Below are 18,596 nucleotides of genomic sequence, written 5' to 3' on the forward strand. Positions count from 1 at the left end.
CGATGCGCAAGGCGCTGCTGTTCTCGCTTGGCCTGCACGTCGGTCTCGCCGCCGCGTTCATCGTCGGGCTTCCGGATTTCGGCGAGGACCTGGAAGTGCGCGAGCCGGTGCCGGTGCAGGTGATCAGCGAGGATCAGCTCGCCCAGGCGGCGCCGCAGTCAGACGCCGAAGAGTCCGAGGCCGAGCAGCCGGCCGACCAGCCACCGGAACAGCCGCCCCAGCAGGCCGAACAGCAGGCCCCGCCGCCGGCCCCAGCGCCGCCGGAGCCGCAGAACGCCCAGCCGGCCGCGCCCGAACCGGCGCCCGAGCCGGCCCCAGAGCCGCCCGAGCCGCAGCAGTCGGCAGAGGCCGAGCCTGCGCCCGCGCCGGAGCCTGAGCCGGAGCCGACACCCGAGCCCGAATCGCAGGCCGAACCGGCGCCACAGCCGCCCGAGCGGCCCGCCACCGAACCCGAGCCGAAGCCCGAACCCGAGCCGCAGACGGCCGAGCGGCAGGCGGACCAGCAGCAGGCCGAGAGACCGGCGCCGGCGCCCGCTCGCAAGCCGCAGCGCCCGACGGCCCAGCGCGAACCGCAGCAGCAGACCGAGCCGGACCCGCCGCCGCAGCAGGCACAGGAGCCGGAGCCGTCGCAGCCGCCCAAGCGCGACCTGAGCTCGATTCTGAAGGACGTCGAAGAGGATTTCGCGGGCTCCGAGCAGCAGCAGCCGAACCCCGATCCGGACGCCCAGAACCAGACCAGCCAGGAGGGCGCGCCGGCGCAGGAGACGCAGCAGGCGGTGCAGCCGCCGGAAGCCGACCGGATCGCCCAGCAGCTGACCGCCAGCCAGATCGACGCGATCCGCCGGCAGCTCGCCTCCTGCTGGAGCCCACCGGTCGGCGCAAGCGACGCCGAGGATCTGCGCATCGAGATCCGCGTCCAGCTGGAGCGCGACGGCAGCGTGCGCTCGGCCGAGCTGATCAGCCGCGAGCGGATGAGCGAGAGCTTCTACCGCGCCGCCGCCGAGAGCGCGATGCGCGCCGTGCGGATCTGCTCCCCGCTGCAAGGTCTGCCGGTGGAAAAGTACCAGCAGTGGCAGACCCTGCTGCTCAACTTCGACCCGCAGAAAATGCTGGGCGGCTAGGAGCGTCCGGCCGGGCACGAAAGTCGTCCCGTCTCCGCCACTGGAGACTTTCGCACTACTCGCCCGGCGCCCGTATGGGGCCCTTCGACACGGACGCCTTCGGCGTCCTACTCAGGATAAAGTTGGAGGTGTGTCAGACGTTTACATACAGCTTTATGCTGAGGTGCCAGCCGCAGGCTGGCGTGTCGAAGCACTCCACGCGGATGCTGATTCCCGCGTGCAAAAGTCTCCCCCGGTGGCGGAGACGGGACCCCCCGCCGCGCTGTGCCTTCCTCCCGGCGTCGCGAGAGCTCCCGACTCACACAGCGGTCACTTGGCTGGCGCCCAAATTTCGCCTTAGTGCGGCGCTATGGCGCCGTTACCATCGCGAGTGCGGCGGTAGAGAGCGCGATTCGCGCGTGTGCCGCTGGCCGTTCGAGCGCGACCTATCCGAAGCGAGAGACGAGCCCTGACATGACCGATTCGACCCGCCGGCGCTTTCTGACCGGGTCGCTGTGCGCGGCCGGTGCGCTTGCCGCCGGTCCGGCCGGCTTCGTGCGCGAGGCGCGCGCGGAGCTGGAGATCGACATCACGCGCGGCTACATCGAGCCGCTGCCGATCGCGATCACCGACTTCTACGGCGAAAACCGGCAGACCCGCTCGCTCGGTCAGGATGTCGCCGGCGTGATTCGGGACAACCTGCGCCGGTCGGGGCTGTTCAAGCCAATCGATCAGGGCGCCTTCATCCAGAGCGCGGAGGCCTTACGGGGCGGCCCGCGGTTCCAGGACTGGCGGCTGATCGACGCGCAGGCGCTGGTCAGCGGCAAGGCGGAACAGCAGGCCGACGGGCGCCTGCGCGTGCAGTTCCGGCTGTGGGACGTGTATGCCGAATCCCAGATGATCGGTAAGGCGTACTTCACCACGCCGGGCAACTGGCGGCGCGTCGCGCACATCATCTCGGACGCGATCTACAAGCGCCTGACCGGCGAGCAGGGCTACTTCGACACCCGGATCGTCTACGTCTCCGAAAGCGGGCCGCAGAGCCGGCGGACCAAGCGCCTGGCGATCATGGACCAGGACGGCGCCAACCACCGCTACCTGACCGACGGGTCCAACCTGGTGCTGACCCCGCGGTTCTCGCCGACCCGCCAGGAGATCACCTACGTCTCCTATCAGGGGCGTTCGCCGCGGATCTATCTGTTCAACCTGAACACCGGGCAGCAGGAAGTGCTGGGCGAGTTCCCCGGCATGACTTTCGCGCCGCGCTTCGCGCCCGACGGCAACAGCGTGATCATCGCGCTCGACAACCAGGGCAACAGCGAGATCTACGTGATCGATCTGCGCACGCGCGAACGCCGCCGCCTGACCAACTCCAGCGCGATCGACATCTCCGCCTCGTTCGCGCCGAGCGGCGATCGGGTGGTGTTCAACTCCAACCGGGGCGGCAGCCTGCAACTCTACACCATGACCGCCGATGGCTCGAACGTGCAGCGCATTTCGTTCGGTGACGGGCGCTATTCGACGCCGGTCTGGTCGCCGCGCGGCGACATGATCGCGTTCACCCGCCAGCACCAGGGGACCTTCTACATCGGCGTGATGCGTCCGGACGGCGGCGGCGAGCGGATGCTGGCCGAAGGCTACCGGGTCGAGGGCCCGACCTGGGCGCCGAACGGCCGGGTGCTCTGCTTCTTCCGCCGCACCCGGGCCGATAGCCAGGGCCACTATTCGAGCAAGCTGTTCACGATTGACTTGACCGGTTACAACGAGCGGGAAGTCCCAACGCCGCAAGACGCGTCGGACCCCGCCTGGTCGCCGGCAATTCCCTGAGTTGGATCAAATTCGACCGAAAGGAAGCGGATATCTCAGGGCTTAAATACTTGCGAGCGTACGGCGGTAAACCTTGATCGCGGGGATGGCCGTTCGTATAGTCCGCGCAACCGCACGCCGGGCCGACGCCCGCGCCCCATCCGGACACCGCCCACCCCCGCGCAGCGGCCCGGTCTGACCCGGCCCTGACGACTTCGAGAGGACCCAAGATGCGTTTCAAGTTCCTGACCCTGTTCGCCGCGGCGCTGTTGCTCGCGGCGTGCGAGACCGGGCCCGACAACCAGGCGAACACCGGCGGCAGCGGCCAGTCCCGGACCGCGTCGCAGTCGACCGGCGGCGCCGACGACCTGACCGGCGGCGGCTCGGGGGCGGGCAGCGGCAGCGTCTCCAGCCAGAACATGGCAGGACCTGAGCCCGGCACCCAGGAGCACCTGGTGGTCAACGTCGGCGACCGCGTGTTCTTCGGTTTCGACGAGTACCAGCTATCCAGCGAGGCGCAGGCGACTGTCGAAAAGCTCGCCGCCTGGCTGAAGCAGCACCCGAGCAAGCAGGTCACGATCGAGGGCCACGCCGACGAACGCGGCACCCGCGAGTACAACCTGGCGCTCGGCGCCCAGCGCGCGAACGCGGTGCGCGACTACCTGATTGTCATGGGAATCGATCCCAACCGGGTCGAGACCGTGTCGTTCGGCGAGGAGCGTCCGGCCGTCCCGGGATCCAACGAGGACGCCTGGGCGCAGAACCGCCGCGCCGTCTTCGTGGTCCAGGGCACGCCGTCGTCCTAACCCCGGTCGGCGTCTGCCACGGATGACGCCCGTCCGGCCAGCCCGGGCGGGCGTTATCGAGTCCGGACCACATTTGTGCCCGAATCGCGCGGCAGCTATTCTCGTCCCGACATCGGCCACCCGATCCGACAGCGACATTAGCGACGGACCCGACATGACCGCTTTCCCGACCTTCCCGATCCCCGGCAGCATGGCGCCCAGGCTTCTCCTGGGCGTGCTCGTCGCCGGCTTGCTGGTGTTCGGCCCGCCGGCCGGGCCGGCCAACGCGCAGAGCGGGGTCGAGCGTCTGACCAACAAGGTCGACCGTCTGCAGCGCGAGCTGAACGACCTGCAGCGCCAGGTCTACGCCGGCGCGGGCGGGGGCGAAGCGCCGTCCGCAAGCGGTAGCCAGGCGTCCGGCGGCGACCCCGGCATGACCCAGCCGGCGGCGGCGCTGCTGCAGCAGAAGCTGAGGCAGCTGGAGCAGACGGTGCAGGAGCTGACCGGCCGGGTGGAGCGCGTGCAGTACGACCTGCGCCAGCTGACCCAACGGCTGAACGCGCGGGCGAACGACGTCAACTACCGGCTGAGCCAGCTGGAGCAGGCGACCGGCGTGTCCGCCACCGGCAGCGGGCAGCAGACCGGCCAGGGTCAGGCGCAGCAGGGCCAGCAGCAGGCTCGGACGCAGGCACGGGGCCAAAGCACCGGCGGCGGCCAACAAGCCGGGCAGGGCGGCAACTCGCAACAGGGCCAACAAGGCCAACAGGCCCAGCAAACGCAGCAGGCCCAGCAGACCCGGCAGACCCAGTCGGGGCAGGACGGCCAGGGCCAGCCGGGCAACACCCTGGGCCAGGTGTCGCAGCGCGCGGTCAACGAGCTGCGCCAGAACCAGGGCGGCACCCAGCCGGGTCAGTCGGGGATTGGCCCAGGCGCGGCCGGCCAGAGCGGCGGCGGCGCAAGCGGCAGCGGCCAGAACGGCGGCGACGGCCAGCCGGGCCAGCAGACCGCCGCGGTCAACGTCGAGCTGCCCGACGGCATGCCGCAGGAGCAGTACGACTACGCCTTCGGCCTGCTGCGCCAAGCCGACTACGCCAAGGCCGAACAGGCGCTGTCCAAGTTCCTGAACCGGCACCCCGAGCACGAACTGGCCGGCAACGCCAAATACTGGCTGGGCGAGACTTTCTACGTCCGCGGCAACTACGAGCGCGCGGCCGTGACCTTCGCCGAGGGCTTCCAGAATTATCCCGATAGCCAGAAGGCGCCGGACAACCTGCTCAAGCTGGGCATGTCGCTGGCCCAGATCGACCGGGTCGAGGACGCCTGCGGCATCTTTGCCGAGCTGCGGTCGCGCTATCCCGATGCCACCAACAACATCCTGCAGCGCGCCGAGCGCGAGCAAAACCGCCTCAACTGCGGCCAGGGCTGAGCGCGTCGTCGTCGGCCGCTGTGAGAGGCACACCGCCGGCGTCGGGTGCCCGCGCATCCAGCGGTTGAAATGACCGGCGCCGCGCCCGTGACGGCGGATGAGTTCGCCCGGCGCATGGCGGCGTTCGCGCCGTTCGAGCCGCGGCCGGTGGTGGCGGCCGCGGTGTCCGGCGGGCCGGACAGCCTGGCGCTGACGCTGCTGCTGGCCGACTGGGCGGCCGCGCGCGGCGGGCAGGTGCTGGCGATCACGGTCGACCACGGCCTGCGCCCGGAAGCCGCGGCGGAGGCGCGCTGGGTCGCCGACGTGCTGGCCGCGCGCGGGGTCGCGCACCGGATCGCCGGCTGGCAGGGCGACCGGCCCGACCGCGTCCGGCAGGAGCATGCGCGTGCGGAGCGCTACGATCGGCTGCGCGAGGTCTGCGCCCGCGAAGGCGTCCTGCACCTCGCTCTCGGCCACCACCGTGCGGACCGGGCGGAGACGGTGCTGCTGCGGCTCAAAGCGCAGAGCGGCCTGGACGGCCTGGCCGGCATGGCGCACCAGCGCGAACTGCCGGACCTGCGCCTGATCCGCCCGCTGCTCGACCTGCCCAAGGAACGTCTGCAGGCCACGCTGGCCGCGCGCTGCGTCGATTGGGTCGACGATCCGACCAACCGCAATCCGGATCATCTGCGCGTGCAGCTGCGCGGCGTGATGCCGCAGCTGGCGGCCGACGGCCTGACACTGCCCCGGATCAACGCGCTGGCCGGCGCGCTCGGCACCGCCCGGCGCACCATCGAGGACGCGCAGGACGCCTTGCTTGCCCGCGCGGTCGTGCTGCACCCAGCGGGCTTCGGCTGGCTCGATCCGGTGGCGTTCGGCGCCGCGCGGCCGGCGGTCGGCGACGGCGCGCTCGCCCGCCTGCTGCTCGCGGTCGGCGGGGCGATCTATCCGCCGCGCGGCGGCCGGCTGGCGCGGCTGGCGGGCGAGCTGCGCGCGGGGCTGCCGGCCACCCGCACGCTGGGCGGCTGCCAGCTGATCCCGCGCAAACGCGGCGTTCTGGTGGTGCGGGAATGGGAGCGGGCCGTCCCGGTCACGCTGCACCCCGGCACCCGCGCGGTGGTCGACGGCCGGGTCGAGGTGGAGCTGTCGGCGCGGGCGCCGGGCCCGGCCGTGGTCCGCCCGCTCGGCCGGGCGGGCTGGGCCGCCTTGAGCGCGCGTCAGCCGTCACTGAAATCCCACGCCCTGCCGGGACCGGTGCGCCCGGCGCTGCTGGGCGTTTTCGACGCACGACACACGGGTCGCGGCGGGGCCGCGGGGCTGGCCGCCGTGCCGGATCTGAGCCAAGTCTCCAGCATGGCGGCGGTGTGGCTCGCGGACTGGCGCTATGCCCCGCGCCGCGCGTTGACCGGCGCCGGCTTTACAGTTGCTCAAGACGAAGCGCACACTATGTAATAAGGTGTCGATAAATCGGACGTGCGGGCCGGCCGCCCGCCGCCCGTGCCGAGTCCGGCGGCCCGAGCCCTTCGAGACACGCCCGCGAGACGGGCGGCCCACGGTGCATCGGCGCAACGTCAGACGGTCTCACACGGCCCCGGCCCCCGACAGCCCAACGGCCGAGGCGCCCGCCGGCAGAGGTAGAGGAAGCGATACCGTGAACTTCAGCCGCAACGCAGCACTCTGGATCATCATCGTGCTGCTGCTGTTCGCCCTGTTCAACCTGTTCCAGGGGTCGTCCCAGCGGGGCCCGGAGCAGCAGATGGCCTTCTCCGACTTCATGGAACAGGTGGAAAGCGGTCAGGTGAGCCGCGTCACCATCCAGGGCCAGGAAATTTCGGGCCAGTTCCAGGACGGCCGGCAGTTCCAGACCTACGCCCCGCAGGATCCCAATCTGGTGGAGCAGTTGCGCGACAACGGCGTGCGCATCTCCGCCAAGCCGCAGGAGGAGGTGAACCCGCTCCTGTCGATCCTGATCTCCTGGTTCCCGATGCTGCTGCTGATCGCCGTGTGGATCTTCTTCATGCGGCAGATGCAGGGCGGCGGCGGCAAAGCGATGGGCTTCGGCAAATCGAAGGCCAAGCTGCTGACCGAAAAGACCGGGCGCGTGACCTTCGACGACGTCGCCGGCATCGACGAGGCGAAACAGGAGCTGGAGGAGGTCGTCGACTTCCTGCGCGACCCGCAGAAGTTCCAGCGCCTGGGCGGCCGCATTCCCAAGGGCATGCTGCTGGTCGGACCGCCGGGCACCGGTAAGACGCTGCTGGCGCGCGCGATCGCGGGCGAGGCGAACGTGCCGTTCTTCACCATCTCGGGCTCCGACTTCGTCGAGATGTTCGTCGGCGTGGGCGCGAGCCGCGTGCGCGACATGTTCGAGCAGGCGAAGAAGAACGCGCCCTGTATCGTGTTCATCGACGAATTGGACGCCGTCGGCCGGCATCGCGGCGCGGGCCTCGGCGGCGGCAACGACGAGCGCGAGCAGACCCTGAACCAGCTCTTGGTCGAGATGGACGGCTTCGAGGCGAACGAGGGCGTGATCATGGTGGCCGCCACCAACCGCCCGGACGTGCTCGACCCCGCGCTGCTGCGCCCGGGCCGGTTCGACCGGCAGATCACCGTGCCCAACCCGGACGTGCTGGGGCGCGAGCGGATCCTGCGCGTGCACATGCGCAAGGTACCGCTGGCCCCCGACGTCGATCCCAAGGTGATCGCCCGCGGCACGCCCGGCTTTTCCGGCGCGGACCTGTCCAACCTCGTCAACGAGGCGGCGTTGCTCGCCGCGCGCGCCAACAAGCGCGTGGTCACCATGAACGACTTCGAACTGGCCAAGGACAAGGTCCTGATGGGCTCGGAGAAGCGGTCCATGGTGATGGACGACAAGGAGAAGGAGCTGACCGCCTATCACGAGGCCGGCCACGCCCTGCTGTCCCTGTTCGTCGAGGGCAACGACCCGCTGCACAAGGTGACGATCATCCCGCGCGGCCAGGCGCTGGGCGTGACCATGTCGCTGCCGGAGAAGGACCGCTACGGCTACAAGAAGTCGGAGATCACCGCGCGTCTGGCGATGATGTTCGGCGGCCGCGTGGCCGAGGAGCTGATCTACGGCAACGAGCACGTCACCACCGGCGCGGGCAACGACATCAAGCAGGCGACCGACCTCGCCCGCCGGATGATCACCGAGTGGGGCATGAGCGAGCGCCTGGGCCCGCTACGCTACTCGGAGAACGAGCAGGACATCTTCCTGGGCCACCAGGTCGCCCAGCGCAAGAACTTGTCCGAGTACACCGCCCGGCTGATCGACGAGGAGATCCACCGCGTGATCGCCGAGGCGGAGGCGAAGGCCCGCGAGGTCTTGACCACCCACTTCGACGACCTGCATACGCTCGCCAAGGGCCTCCTGGAGTACGAGACGCTGTCCGCGAGCGAGGTGCAGAAGCTGCTGAACGGCGAGAGCATCGACCGTTCCGACCCCGGCGGCGGCGAGAAGAGCCAGCCCGGCCGCCGCGCTTCCGTGCCGTCCAGCGGCCGCAACAAGGGCGGCGCCGCCGGCGGCCTGGAGCCGGAGCCGCAGGGGAGCTAGCCTGCCTGGCTTGCGAGACGACGATCACGGCCGCCGGGCCCGCCCCGGCGGCCGTTTTCGTTTGCGCATGCGGCAGCGCCCGGCGTGAGCAAGGCGCCGCGGCGGGTTCCCTCCCCTTCGCTCGAAGGGGAGGGTCAGGGTGGGGTAGGTCTGCACGGCCCTGCAGCGCCACGGAGCGTGCAAGCCACCTCACCCTGCCCCTCTCCTCCCAGTGGAGGAGAGGGAACCCGCCGACGCACCCGTCCCGCCCACACCCGCCGCTCCCACGTTGCGCGCGCGCGTAGCTGCCGCTAGGGTCCGCGTCCCGACGCGGCCGGCGCGCTTTCCGAGTCGCCGCCGCCCGAGAGCGATCCGTCAGACGCGAAAAGGCGAATTCCAAGCACCATGGCCGATACCCAAGGCATCACCGGCGACCAGTTGAAGTCCTACATCGAGCGGATCGAGAAGCTGGAGGAGGAGAAGGCCAACCTGCAGGCCGACATCCGCGAGGTGTACTCCGAGGCCAAGGCCAACGGCTTCGACACCAAGGTGATGCGCCAGCTGGTGCGCCTGCGCAAGATGGACCAGCAGGACCGCAGCGAGCAGGAAGAACTGCTGCACGTCTACAAGACCGCGATCGGCATGGAATAGCGCCGGCCAACGCGTCTGCAGGGGCGGCGCCGACGCGGGATGCGATCGCCACCGCTGTAGCTCTAACTTGTTGAAGTTAGGGAAAGATTTAGCTGAAAGGTGAATTCACCTTGCAGCATCTTGCCCTAAATCTCAATGTCCAGGCCGACGTCGAGCGCGGGAGCGCTGTGGGTCAGCCAGCCGGCGGAGATCACGTCGACCCCCGTCGCCGCGATCGCCGGCGCGCTCGCCGGCGTGACCGTGCCGGAAGCTTCCGCGATGGCCCGGCCGTCGATCCGCGCGACCGCGGCGCGCAGCGTCTCGGTGCTCATGTTGTCCAGCAGCACGGCATCGGGACCTTCCGGCAGCACGGCGTCGAGCTGGTCCAGCGTATCCACCTCGACCTCGATCTTGACCAGGTGGCCGATCGCGCCGCGGGCCCGGCGGACCGCGGCGGCCGGGCCGCCGGCGAGCGCGACGTGGTTGTCCTTGATCAGCACCGCGTCATCCAGGCCGAACCGATGGTTCCGCCCGCCGCCGGCGCGCACCGCGGCTTTCTCCAGCGCGCGCAGGCCGGGCGTGGTCTTGCGCGTGTCGGCGATGGCCGCGCCCGTGCCGGCCACCGCCGCGACCAGATCGGCCGTCGCGGTGGCGATGCCGGACAATGGGCCCAGCAGGTTGAGCGCGACCCGCTCCCCGGTCAGGAGGGCGCGCGCCGGCCCCGCGACGCGCAGGATCGTCGCGCCCGCGTCGACCGGCGCGCCGTCCTGCGCCAGGACCGTGATCCGGACCCCCGGGTCGAGCAGCTCGAACGCCAGGCAGGCGGCCTGAACGCCGGCGACCCGGCCGGCCGTGCGCGCGCGGATCGAGCCTTCCGCCGACGCGTCCGGATCGATCAGGGCGGCCGTCGTGAGGTCGCCCGCGCGGCCCAGGTCCTCCTGCAGCGCGGCACGGACCACCGGCTCGACCAGCACGCGGGGCAGGTGGGGCGGCGGCGCGGCCTGGGTCATGCTGCGGCCTCCCGCCGGGCGGCCCGTTCGGCGGCGCGCGCCTGGGCGGATGCCAAGGTGAGCGCGCTGTGCCGGGCCTCGGGGGCCGGGGCGGGGTGGTCGCCGCGCTGATGCGCCCCGCGGCTTTCGCGCCGGCGCAGGGCGGCAGCGGTCAGCAGCAGGGCGACGTCCGCTGGCCCGTCGGCGCCCGCGTCGGCGCCCCCCTCGGCGCTCCCGTCGGCGCTGGCCCGCCATGCGTCGATCTCCGCCAGCGCCGCCGTCAGGCCGGCGTGGTCGCGCAGGACGCCGACCCGCGCCTGCACGACGCGCCGCAAAGCGGCCAGTGCGCCCGGCTCGACCGCGCCCAACGGGGGCCCGTCCGGGACCAGCCGGCCGGGCCGCCTGGGTGCCGGTGCGTCGTCGATGCTGGCGGCGACCCAGGGCGCCATCGCGACCCCTTCCAACAGCGAGTTCGAGGCCAGCCGGTTGGCGCCGTGCAGGCCGGTCGCCGCGGTCTCGCCGCAGGCCCACAGGCCGGGCAGGTCGGTGCGCCCGGCCGTGTCGGCGGCGACCCCGCCCATGGTGAAGTGCGCCGCCGGGCGGACCGGGATCGGCTGGGTCGCCGGGTCCAGCCCCGCCGCCCGGCAGTGCTGCGCCACCCCCGGGAAGCGCGCGGCGAAGCCGTCGCCGAGCGCGGCGCGCGCGTCCAGATAAACGCGCCGGCCGGCCGCCTTCGCGCGGGCGACGCAGGCCGCCACGCGGTCGCGGGGCGCCAGGTCGCCGCCCGCCACGCCCGCCGTCACCGGCTCCCCGTCGCCGTCGATCAGGCGGGCGCCGGCGCCGCGGATCGCTTCGCTCGCCAGCGCCAGCGGATCGCCCGGCAGGTCGATCGCGGTCGGGTGGAACTGCACGAACTCGAGGTCGCGCAGGCGCGCTCCGGCGCGTGCGGCGAGCGCCAGCCCGCCGCCCCAGTTGCCGAGCGGGTTGGTCGTGGCCGCGAACAGCGCCGCGAAGCCGCCGGTCGCCAGCACCACCGCCCGGGCCGGCAGGTCTTCCGGATTGCGGGGTCCGCCGCCGCCGGTCGCCTGCAGCCGCACGCCGGCGACCCGGCCGCCCGCCAGCAGCAGGGCCGTCGGGCGCGCGTGCGGGGCGAACCCGATCGACGGGCTGGCGTCGGCTTCGGCCAGCAGCGCTTGGCGGATCGCCGCGCCCGAGCGGTCGCCGCCGGCATGCAGCACGCGCGCGACGCTGTGGCCGCCTTCCAGCCCGCGGGCGCGGCGGCCGTCCGCGTCCCGGTCGAAGCGCACGCCCCAGGCCTCCAGCCGGCGGATCGCGTCCGGGGCGGCGCGGGTGACCGCCGCGACCACGCGCCGGTCGCACAGGCCGCCGCCCGCGGCCAGCGTGTCGGCGGCGTGCCGGTCCGGGCCGTCGTCCGGGCGCGTCGCCGCGGCGATGCCGCCCTGCGCCCAGGCGGTGGCCGCGCCCGCCGCGATCGGGCCCGGGGTGACCAGCGTGACCGGGCGCGGCCGCAAGGCGAGCGCGGCCGCCAGTCCGGCGATCCCGGCGCCCAGGACCAGCGTGTGCTCGGCCGTGTGCGGGGCGGCGGCGGCCATCAGGCGATCTCCAGCATGCGCTCGACCGCGCGCCGCGCGCGCCCGGCGACCGCGGGGTCCACGGTGACTTGCGGCTGCAGCGTCTCCAGCGCCCGCCGGATGCCACCCAGGGTGATCCGCTTCATGTGCGGGCACAGGTTGCAGGGCCGCACGAACCGCGTCTCCGGTGCCTCCGCGGCGACGTTGTCGGACATCGAGCATTCGGTCACCAGCAGCACCCGGGCCGGCTGGCGTGCGTGCACGAAGTCGATCATCTGCGCGGTCGAGCCGGTGAAATCCGCCGCCTGGATCACATCCGGCGGGCATTCAGGGTGGGCGATCACCGTGAGGTCGTCGAAGTTCCGACGGTAACCGCGGATCTGGTCGCCGGTGAAGCGCGCGTGCACCTCGCACTGGCCTTGCCAGCCGATGATCTCGACATCCGTCTGGGTCGCCACCCAGGCGGCCAGGTACTGGTCGGGGATCAGCAGGACGCGCCGGGCGCCCAGCGCCTCGACCACCCGCACGGCGTTGGAGGAGGTGCAGCAGACGTCCGCCTCCGCCTTCACGGCCGCGCTGGTGTTGACGTAGGTGACCACCGGCACGCCCGGGTGGCGCGCGCGCAGTTGGCGCACGTCGGCGGGCGTGATCGAGTCCGCGAGCGAGCAGCCGGCGCCGGTGTCCGGGATCAGCACGGTCTTGTCCGGGTTCACCAGTTTCGCCGTCTCCGCCATGAAGTGCACGCCCGCCTGGACGATCACCTCGGCGTCGGTGTCGCCCGCGCGGCGGGCGAGCGCGAGCGAGTCGCCGACGATGTCCGCCACGCCGTGGAAGATCTCGGGCGTCTGGTAGTTGTGCGCCAGCACGACCGCGTTGCGCTCGGCCTTCAGCCGGCGGATCGCATCGATCTCCAGGGCGAAGAACGGCCACTCGATGTCCGGGATCGTGCCTTTAAGGCGCTCCCACACGTCGGCCGTACGCTCGGCCACTTCCGGGGTGTAGGCGTCCGTCCGGGCGTCGCCCGCGGCCTCGGGCGTCGCGGCGGGCCGGGCCGTGCGGGGATCGGCCGTGCGGGGCGCGGTGGTGGGCTGGGCCATCTCGATCTCCTCGTCGTGCGCCCGGCGTCCGGCGCCGGTCGTGGCTGGCGGTCGTGGCTGGCGGTCGTCCTCGCCGTCATATATACTCAATGTGAGCATTACCGGCTTAAGGACAAGCGCCGACGACGCCGGTGCCGGGCGCGATCAGTTGTTCATCCTATGAGCATAAGGCCGCACGGGCGAACGTCAACGTTGGCGTGAGCTGCGTGGGGCGCCCGGCCGCACCCCGGGGGCGGGCCGTTCCAGCTGGACCTCCGGGCGGAAGCGCATCAGCTTGGCCGGCCGTCCGCCGGTGTCGGTCTCGATCTCGCCGGTCTCCTCGACCAGCTTCTGCCGTTCGACCAGCCGGCGGAAGTTCTGCTTGTGTAGCCGCACGCCGGACAGCGCCTCGGCGGTGCGCTGCAGCTGCAGCAGGGTGAAGGTCGGCGGCATCAGCTCGAACAGCACCGGACGGTACTTGATCTTGCCGCGCAGCCGGGAGATCGCGGTCGCCAGGATCCGCCGATGGTCGGCCGTCATCGGCTGGCCCGGTAGCTCGGCCACTTCCCGCGGCACCGCTTGCTGCCGGTCGGTCCAGGCTTCCGGCACCAGCCCGGCCTCGTACAGCAGTTCGTAGCGCTCCAGCGCGCGCTCCTCGTCCCACGCCGTGCCGCCCAGCCCGAAGGTCAGGTGCAGCCGGTCCAGCCGGTCCCGGCGCGCCCGTCCGTCGGCGCTGTCCGCCCAGGCGCGCAGGCGCTCGGTCAGCAGTGCGGTCGCCGCCGGGTCCCCGGCCCGCCAGTCCTCCCACGGCAACAGGTCGTACCAGCGCCGCCAGCGCGCCGGCAGCGAGGGATCGGTGTGCGCTTGCGAGACCAGGGCGAGGTAGGCGAGCGACAGCGTCCGCCGGGCCGCCGCCGCGTCCGCTTGGCCGTCGCCGCCGCCGACACCGCCGTCCGACCCGCCGCCCGGGGCGCGCGGGCGTTCGTGCGGCGGCCGGGCGCGGTCGCCGAAGGTGTAGAGCTGCTCGACGTAGCCCAGCGACTGCTGGGTCTGCTGCTCGACCCAGGCGCGCAGGCCCGCCTGCAGCGTCCGGTGCCCCGGCTGCAGCGGCCCCGAGGGCAGGGCGTCCAGCCGCGTGCCGGACAGATCGCCGCCCGCGTTGTCGCCGTTTCCGCCGCCGCCGGCGTCGAGCGCCAGCACCTGCGGCTCGCCCCCGGCGACGGCGATGATCACCGCCGTCAGGTCGACCGTCACCCGACTGGCGTCGCCGCCCGCGGCCGTACCGCCGGTCGCCGCACGGCTGGCCGCCGGTTCGCCGGCCGTCCTGGTATCCCGACTGGACACGCGCACCGTCCGTCTTGCTGCACCTAGAGCAAGATGCTGAATGGTGAAGCCACCTTTCAGCTGAATCTTGCTCTCTCTTCAAGCAGTTAGAGCAAAATTCACGATCAAGGTCGACTCGACCTTCATCGATTTTGCACTAGGCTCTGCACCGCCCGCGCCGCGTGGGGCGCTGGCCCGGCTGCTATAGCACGCCGGGGCCGGGCGTGTCCGGGCCGCCGGGCGAAGGCGAATCGACCGCGGATCAGCCAGCCGCCCGATCGGCCAGACGCGACCTCGGGCCTCGGCGCGTCACCGCGGCACGAAATAGCTGTCGGGGGCATCGGGTGGGGTGCGGGCGGCGCCGGTGGCGGCGAGGGTTTGCAGGATTTGGCCGACGCGGCGCTTGCGCTTGGGCGACAGGCGGCCGGCGAAGGCGCGGGCGAGGCTGTCCGGGGTCGCCGGGGCGTCGGCGGTTTCCAGGAGCTGGTGGACCACCCGGATCTGTTCCAGGTCGTCGCTGGGCCAGCTTGGCTGGCTGTCGGTGGCGACCGGCTCCAGCGCCGGCGCCTCGATCTGGGTGCCCTGGGGCAGCTTGTGGCGCAGCTTGGGCAGCTGGTAGTCGGGGCGCAGCCAGCGGACGGTGCCTTGGCGCTCCTCCGCCCGGCGGGCCTGGTTAAGCGCGACCAGCCTGGACAGCAGGGTCTGCTCCGCCGCCTCCTGCTCCCCGCTCTTGTGCGGGCTGGGGCAGGTCGCGCCCGGCTTGGCGACCAGCGGGTCGTCCCAGCCGTAGGCGCGCAGCACGGCCGCGTCGATCGCGTCGTGCAGCTCGCCCAGCACGCTCACAAGGCCGGCGTCGTAGACGTCCCGTTCGCTCTCGCTCAGCGGCGCGACGTCCGCGCCGGCCGAGAGCTCGCGCACCCGCTCCAGCACGTTGTAGAGTGCGGTCATGGTCAGGTGGCCGTGCCGTTCGATCCGCGCCTTGCGGTGCCGGTCCAGCCGGTCGCCGAGGTCGCGGAGTTCCTCTCTCGTGCCGGCGTCGAGGGCGTCCATGAGCGGGAAGGGGAAGGGGTCGAAGCAGCGGGTTTTGACATACACGGGATCGTTGCCGACCCCTAGTTTTCCGCCCGCAGCTAACGACCATAGCACGTGCTGACGCGAACTGAGCAAAGCGATCGATGTTGCGTCCTGTAAGCCGATCGCGACTAACTTATTGTCCGGACGCACCGACGTTTCGAGGAACTGGAAAAACCTGTGCTTGCAGGTTTCGACGGTCGCGACGTAACGCGTCAGACCCTCGGTGAAGTCGCGGAAGTCCGTGCGTACCTTGCCGAACAGCCACCAGTCGTCGGCATACTGCTGCATGTCCCTGGACTTGCCGACCTTGGCGTCGCGCTCCGGTTTCACGTGGTCGTGGAGGTGTTGATAGACCTCCGGGAAGCGTCGCTGCACGTCCTGGATGCGCAGGCCGTAGAGGTCGATCACCATCACCCCGCGCGGGCGCTGGGCGAGGTCGCGGCCGTTGCGGTAAGGCAGGATGTGGTTTTCCAGGCCCTCGACCTTGCCGAGGCCGAGCGCCTGCGCCTGCTTGGGCGTGACGATGAAGCCGCTGCCGTGGAGCTTCACGCCCGGGCTCGAGATCGCCTCGTTCGCCAGCAGCGGCTGGGCGAGCGAGACGTCCGCGCCGAGCGACAGGTTCGCCAGCACGTTGCCCTGGCGCTTGTCGAGCTCGACCGAGGGCGTGTCGGTGTTCAGGCCGCTTTCGTGCACGCTTTTTGCGAGCACACCTTCCCGCTTGCCCTGGACGGCGACGGTCATGGCGATCCGCACGGCGGCCTTGTCGGCCTGCTTCAGCCAGGGATGGTCGGGCACGGCGAACACGAGCGACAGCGGCGGCTTGCCCTGCATGTGCCGTTCGATCACCCGGCGGGAGAAGGTCTGGGTGATCGAGTTGGTGGTGATGAAGCCGAAGCGGCGCAGCTTGGTCCCCTTGGCGCGCAGCAGGGTGGCCGCCTGGTCCCAGAAGTGCATGACGAAGTCCGCCCCGCCCGGCATGTGCTTGCGCGCGGCCCAGATCGCCTCCGCGTAGCCGTCGCCCAGCTCGTCGCGCAGGTCCTTGCCGCCGATGAAGGGCGGGTTGCCGACGACGAATTCCGCCGTCGGCCACTTGGCCGGGCGCGGGTTGGTGTAGCGGTAGGTCTCCAGCCGGGCTGTCTCGTCCGGAACCTGCTCCCCGGTCACCGGGTGACGCTTGTAGGTGCGGCCGCCCCAGACGGTGATCGGCCGGCCGCTGTCGTCCTTGCGCAGGGTGCGCTTGTCCCAGGTGATCACCGCGTCCTGCTCCACGATCGTGCCGTAGCGGTCGAGCACCGGTTCCTTGATGCTGTCGGGCCCGCCGGTCTTGAGCTGCCACTTCAGGTAGCCGATCCAGAGCACGAGGTCCGCGATCTCGACCGCGCGCGGGTTAAGCTCCAGGCCCAGGAACTGCTGCGGGCTCACCGTCTCGCCCTTGATCGCGAGCCGCGGAGCGTTCTCGCCCAACTCCTCCAACGCGGCGGTGACCTCGCCCTCCAGGCGTTTCATCAGTTCGAGCGCGACGTAGAGGAAGTTACCGGTGCCGCAGGCGGGGTCGAGCACGCGGGTGGTGGCGAGCTGGTGCAGGAAGTCCCGCAGGCGCTGGCGGGCGGCGTCGGTCTCCCCGCGGGCGCGCAGATCCTCCACCGCCGCCTGGACCTGCTGCCAGTCGGTGCGCAGGGGGTCGATGATGGTCGAGATCACCAGTCACTCGACGTAGGCGCGCGGGGTGTAGTGCGCGCCCAGCTGGCTGCGCTCGCGCGCGTCTAGGGCGTGTTCCAGCAGGGTGCCGAAGATCGACGGCTCGACGTCGGACCAGTCGCGCGTGGCGGCGACGTAGAGCTCGTGGATGCCTTCGGCCTCCAGCGGTAGGGCGGTCGTGTCCTTGAACAGGGTGCCGTTGAAGCGCTTGATCGTGGCGTTCAGGTGCAGGGCGTAGCCGCCCTTGTCCATGATCCCCCAAAACTGTTCCAGGGCGCGCGGGAAGGTCGCCGGCGTCTCCTTCTGCTGCTTCAGCAGTTCGGCGAAGCAGTCCTTGGGCAGAAGGCCGACGTCCTCGGCGAACATCGTGAACAGGCAGCGCATCAGGAAGGTCGCGACCTGCCGGGGGTCGTAGTCGTGCTCCAGCCGCTTGGCGATGTTGGCCAGCCGGTCGGCGATCTCGCGCGTGACCTCCGCCGCCCGGCGGGTCGGGTCGAGCGACTGTGGATCGGTCCAGATCGCGGCCAGGCGCGCTCGCACCCTGGGATCGCGCAGGTCTTCCAGGTGGACGCGGAAGGACTGCTTGTCCGGGAAGTGGGCGTAGTTCTTGCCCTGACCCGAGAAGTCGGCGAACACCTCGATCACGTGGGCGATGTCGACCACCAACAGGAACGGCGGATAGCCGTGCTCGACCGGCAGCGCTCGGGCGTAGTCGGCGGCCTGCTGGCGGGCCTGGCGCATCACCGTGTCCCAGGTGCGCGTGCCGCGCTTGGCGTGACCGGTCTTGACGGCCGGCTCCTCCGGCGGGAACAGGCCGGCGTCGCCGTCCGTCCGTGCGGCGCGCTTGCGCTTGGCGGACTGCTTGGCTTCCAGGATGAAGCAGTCGCGCTTGTAGCAGTCGATCCGCCCGGGCGTGCGGGTGCCGTCGGGATGCTTGAAGTAGACGCCGCGTTCGAAGACGTAGTCGTTGCGCCTATTGTCTTCCTGCGCGGGGCGCGGCGGCTCGACGTTCAGCAGGTGGCAGAGGTGGCTCACGAACGACTGCGCGTTCGCCTGCTCCGAGCCGCCGGCCTCGGACCAGTACGCGATGAACTCGTCCGGGTCGCGGCCCGGGACGTGGGACGCGTTGGAATCGGGGTCGGTCGACAAGGGTGGTTATCGCGGCCAGGGAGCGGGTGGGCACTCGTCAGGGATCAGAAAACCACAACCCCCGCGTGACGCCAAGGTCAGCGACAGCCTTCGCCTTCGCCCGCCTACTGCCCCAGCGCGAGCTTGATCGCATACCCCACGACCCCCAGCGCCGCGACGCTGGCCGCCCACAGCGCGGCGAACCAGGCCAGGCGTTTCCAGGGGCGGTCGGCGCCGGCGGTCGCCGGGTCGGCGCGGTCCTCGTGGACCACGCCGAGCGCCGCGATGGGCCGGGGCAGGCGGCGCAAGAGCGGGGCGCGCGCCATCAGTGGTAGCCCTCGTTCGGGTCCGTCTTGCCGCGGAACACCCAGTAGACGTAGGCGGTGTAGCCCAGGATCACCGGCAGCAGCACGGCCGTGCCGGCGAGCAGGAACCAC

At 71.5% G+C, this 18,596-nt stretch carries 14 protein-coding genes; 7 read left to right on the top strand and 7 right to left on the bottom strand.

Annotation, left to right across the window (positions count from 1 at the left end; all coding sequences use genetic code 11):
* The first annotated feature begins 2 nt into the window (after positions 1-2).
* The 7 genes from tolA to CKO28_RS07120 all read left to right on the top strand — a co-directional run bounded on the left by tolA (position 3) and on the right by CKO28_RS07120 (position 9,300).
* Positions 3-1,121: a cell envelope integrity protein TolA gene (gene tolA / locus CKO28_RS07090; RefSeq protein WP_200339928.1), complete on the top strand. Its 1,119-nt coding sequence runs from the start codon at positions 3-5 to the stop codon at positions 1,119-1,121.
* A gap of 453 nt (positions 1,122-1,574) precedes the next feature.
* On the top strand, positions 1,575-2,927 hold the full coding sequence (tolB, locus tag CKO28_RS07095) for a Tol-Pal system beta propeller repeat protein TolB (protein WP_200339929.1): 1,353 nt from the start codon (positions 1,575-1,577) through the stop codon (positions 2,925-2,927).
* Between the two features lie 209 nt (positions 2,928-3,136).
* Complete coding sequence (gene pal, locus CKO28_RS07100) at positions 3,137-3,712, top strand: peptidoglycan-associated lipoprotein Pal (protein ID WP_200339930.1); 576 nt, start codon at positions 3,137-3,139, stop codon at positions 3,710-3,712.
* Between the two features lie 154 nt (positions 3,713-3,866).
* The gene (gene ybgF, locus CKO28_RS07105) at positions 3,867-5,117 is read left to right on the top strand and encodes a tol-pal system protein YbgF (protein WP_200339931.1); all 1,251 of its coding nucleotides are present in this window, start codon (positions 3,867-3,869) and stop codon (positions 5,115-5,117) included.
* A 69-nt stretch (positions 5,118-5,186) separates the two neighbouring features.
* Positions 5,187-6,548 carry a tRNA lysidine(34) synthetase TilS gene (gene tilS / locus CKO28_RS07110; protein ID WP_200339932.1) on the top strand — a complete coding sequence of 454 codons (1,362 nt, stop codon included), beginning with the start codon at positions 5,187-5,189 and terminating at the stop codon, positions 6,546-6,548.
* 199 nt (positions 6,549-6,747) lie between these two features.
* On the top strand, positions 6,748-8,670 hold the full coding sequence (gene ftsH / locus CKO28_RS07115) for an ATP-dependent zinc metalloprotease FtsH (protein WP_200339933.1): 1,923 nt from the start codon (positions 6,748-6,750) through the stop codon (positions 8,668-8,670).
* A gap of 384 nt (positions 8,671-9,054) precedes the next feature.
* Positions 9,055-9,300: a DUF2312 domain-containing protein gene (locus CKO28_RS07120; protein WP_200339934.1), complete on the top strand. Its 246-nt coding sequence runs from the start codon at positions 9,055-9,057 to the stop codon at positions 9,298-9,300.
* A 125-nt stretch (positions 9,301-9,425) separates the two neighbouring features.
* Here CKO28_RS07120 and nadC read toward each other — a convergent pair whose 3' ends face one another.
* From nadC to CKO28_RS29600, 7 genes are all read right to left on the bottom strand, one after another.
* The gene (gene nadC, locus CKO28_RS07125) at positions 9,426-10,289 is read right to left on the bottom strand and encodes a carboxylating nicotinate-nucleotide diphosphorylase (protein WP_200339935.1); all 864 of its coding nucleotides are present in this window, start codon (positions 10,287-10,289) and stop codon (positions 9,426-9,428) included.
* Entirely contained in the window at positions 10,286-11,881 is a 1,596-nt protein-coding gene (locus CKO28_RS07130; protein ID WP_200339936.1) for an L-aspartate oxidase, read from the bottom strand. Before CKO28_RS07130 ends, nadC begins: the two co-directional genes overlap by 4 nt.
* Entirely contained in the window at positions 11,881-12,957 is a 1,077-nt protein-coding gene (gene nadA, locus CKO28_RS07135) for a quinolinate synthase NadA (RefSeq protein ID WP_200339937.1), read from the bottom strand. Before nadA ends, CKO28_RS07130 begins: the two co-directional genes overlap by 1 nt.
* A 186-nt stretch (positions 12,958-13,143) precedes the next feature.
* Complete coding sequence (locus tag CKO28_RS07140; RefSeq protein ID WP_437127615.1) at positions 13,144-14,280, bottom strand: NUDIX hydrolase; 1,137 nt, start codon at positions 14,278-14,280, stop codon at positions 13,144-13,146.
* Between the two features lie 288 nt (positions 14,281-14,568).
* Positions 14,569-17,034, bottom strand: coding sequence for a class I SAM-dependent DNA methyltransferase (locus CKO28_RS07145; protein WP_200339938.1), 2,466 nt, complete (start codon positions 17,032-17,034; stop codon positions 14,569-14,571).
* A gap of 3 nt (positions 17,035-17,037) precedes the next feature.
* Positions 17,038-18,180: a type IIL restriction-modification enzyme MmeI gene (locus CKO28_RS07150; RefSeq protein WP_200339939.1), complete on the bottom strand. Its 1,143-nt coding sequence runs from the start codon at positions 18,178-18,180 to the stop codon at positions 17,038-17,040.
* A 104-nt stretch (positions 18,181-18,284) separates the two neighbouring features.
* Positions 18,285-18,485, bottom strand: coding sequence for a DUF2474 family protein (locus CKO28_RS29600; protein WP_200339940.1), 201 nt, complete (start codon positions 18,483-18,485; stop codon positions 18,285-18,287).
* Positions 18,486-18,596 lie beyond the last annotated feature (111 nt).

Source organism: Rhodovibrio sodomensis, assembly GCF_016583645.1.
GTDB classification, from domain to species: Bacteria; Pseudomonadota; Alphaproteobacteria; order Kiloniellales; family Rhodovibrionaceae; genus Rhodovibrio; species Rhodovibrio sodomensis.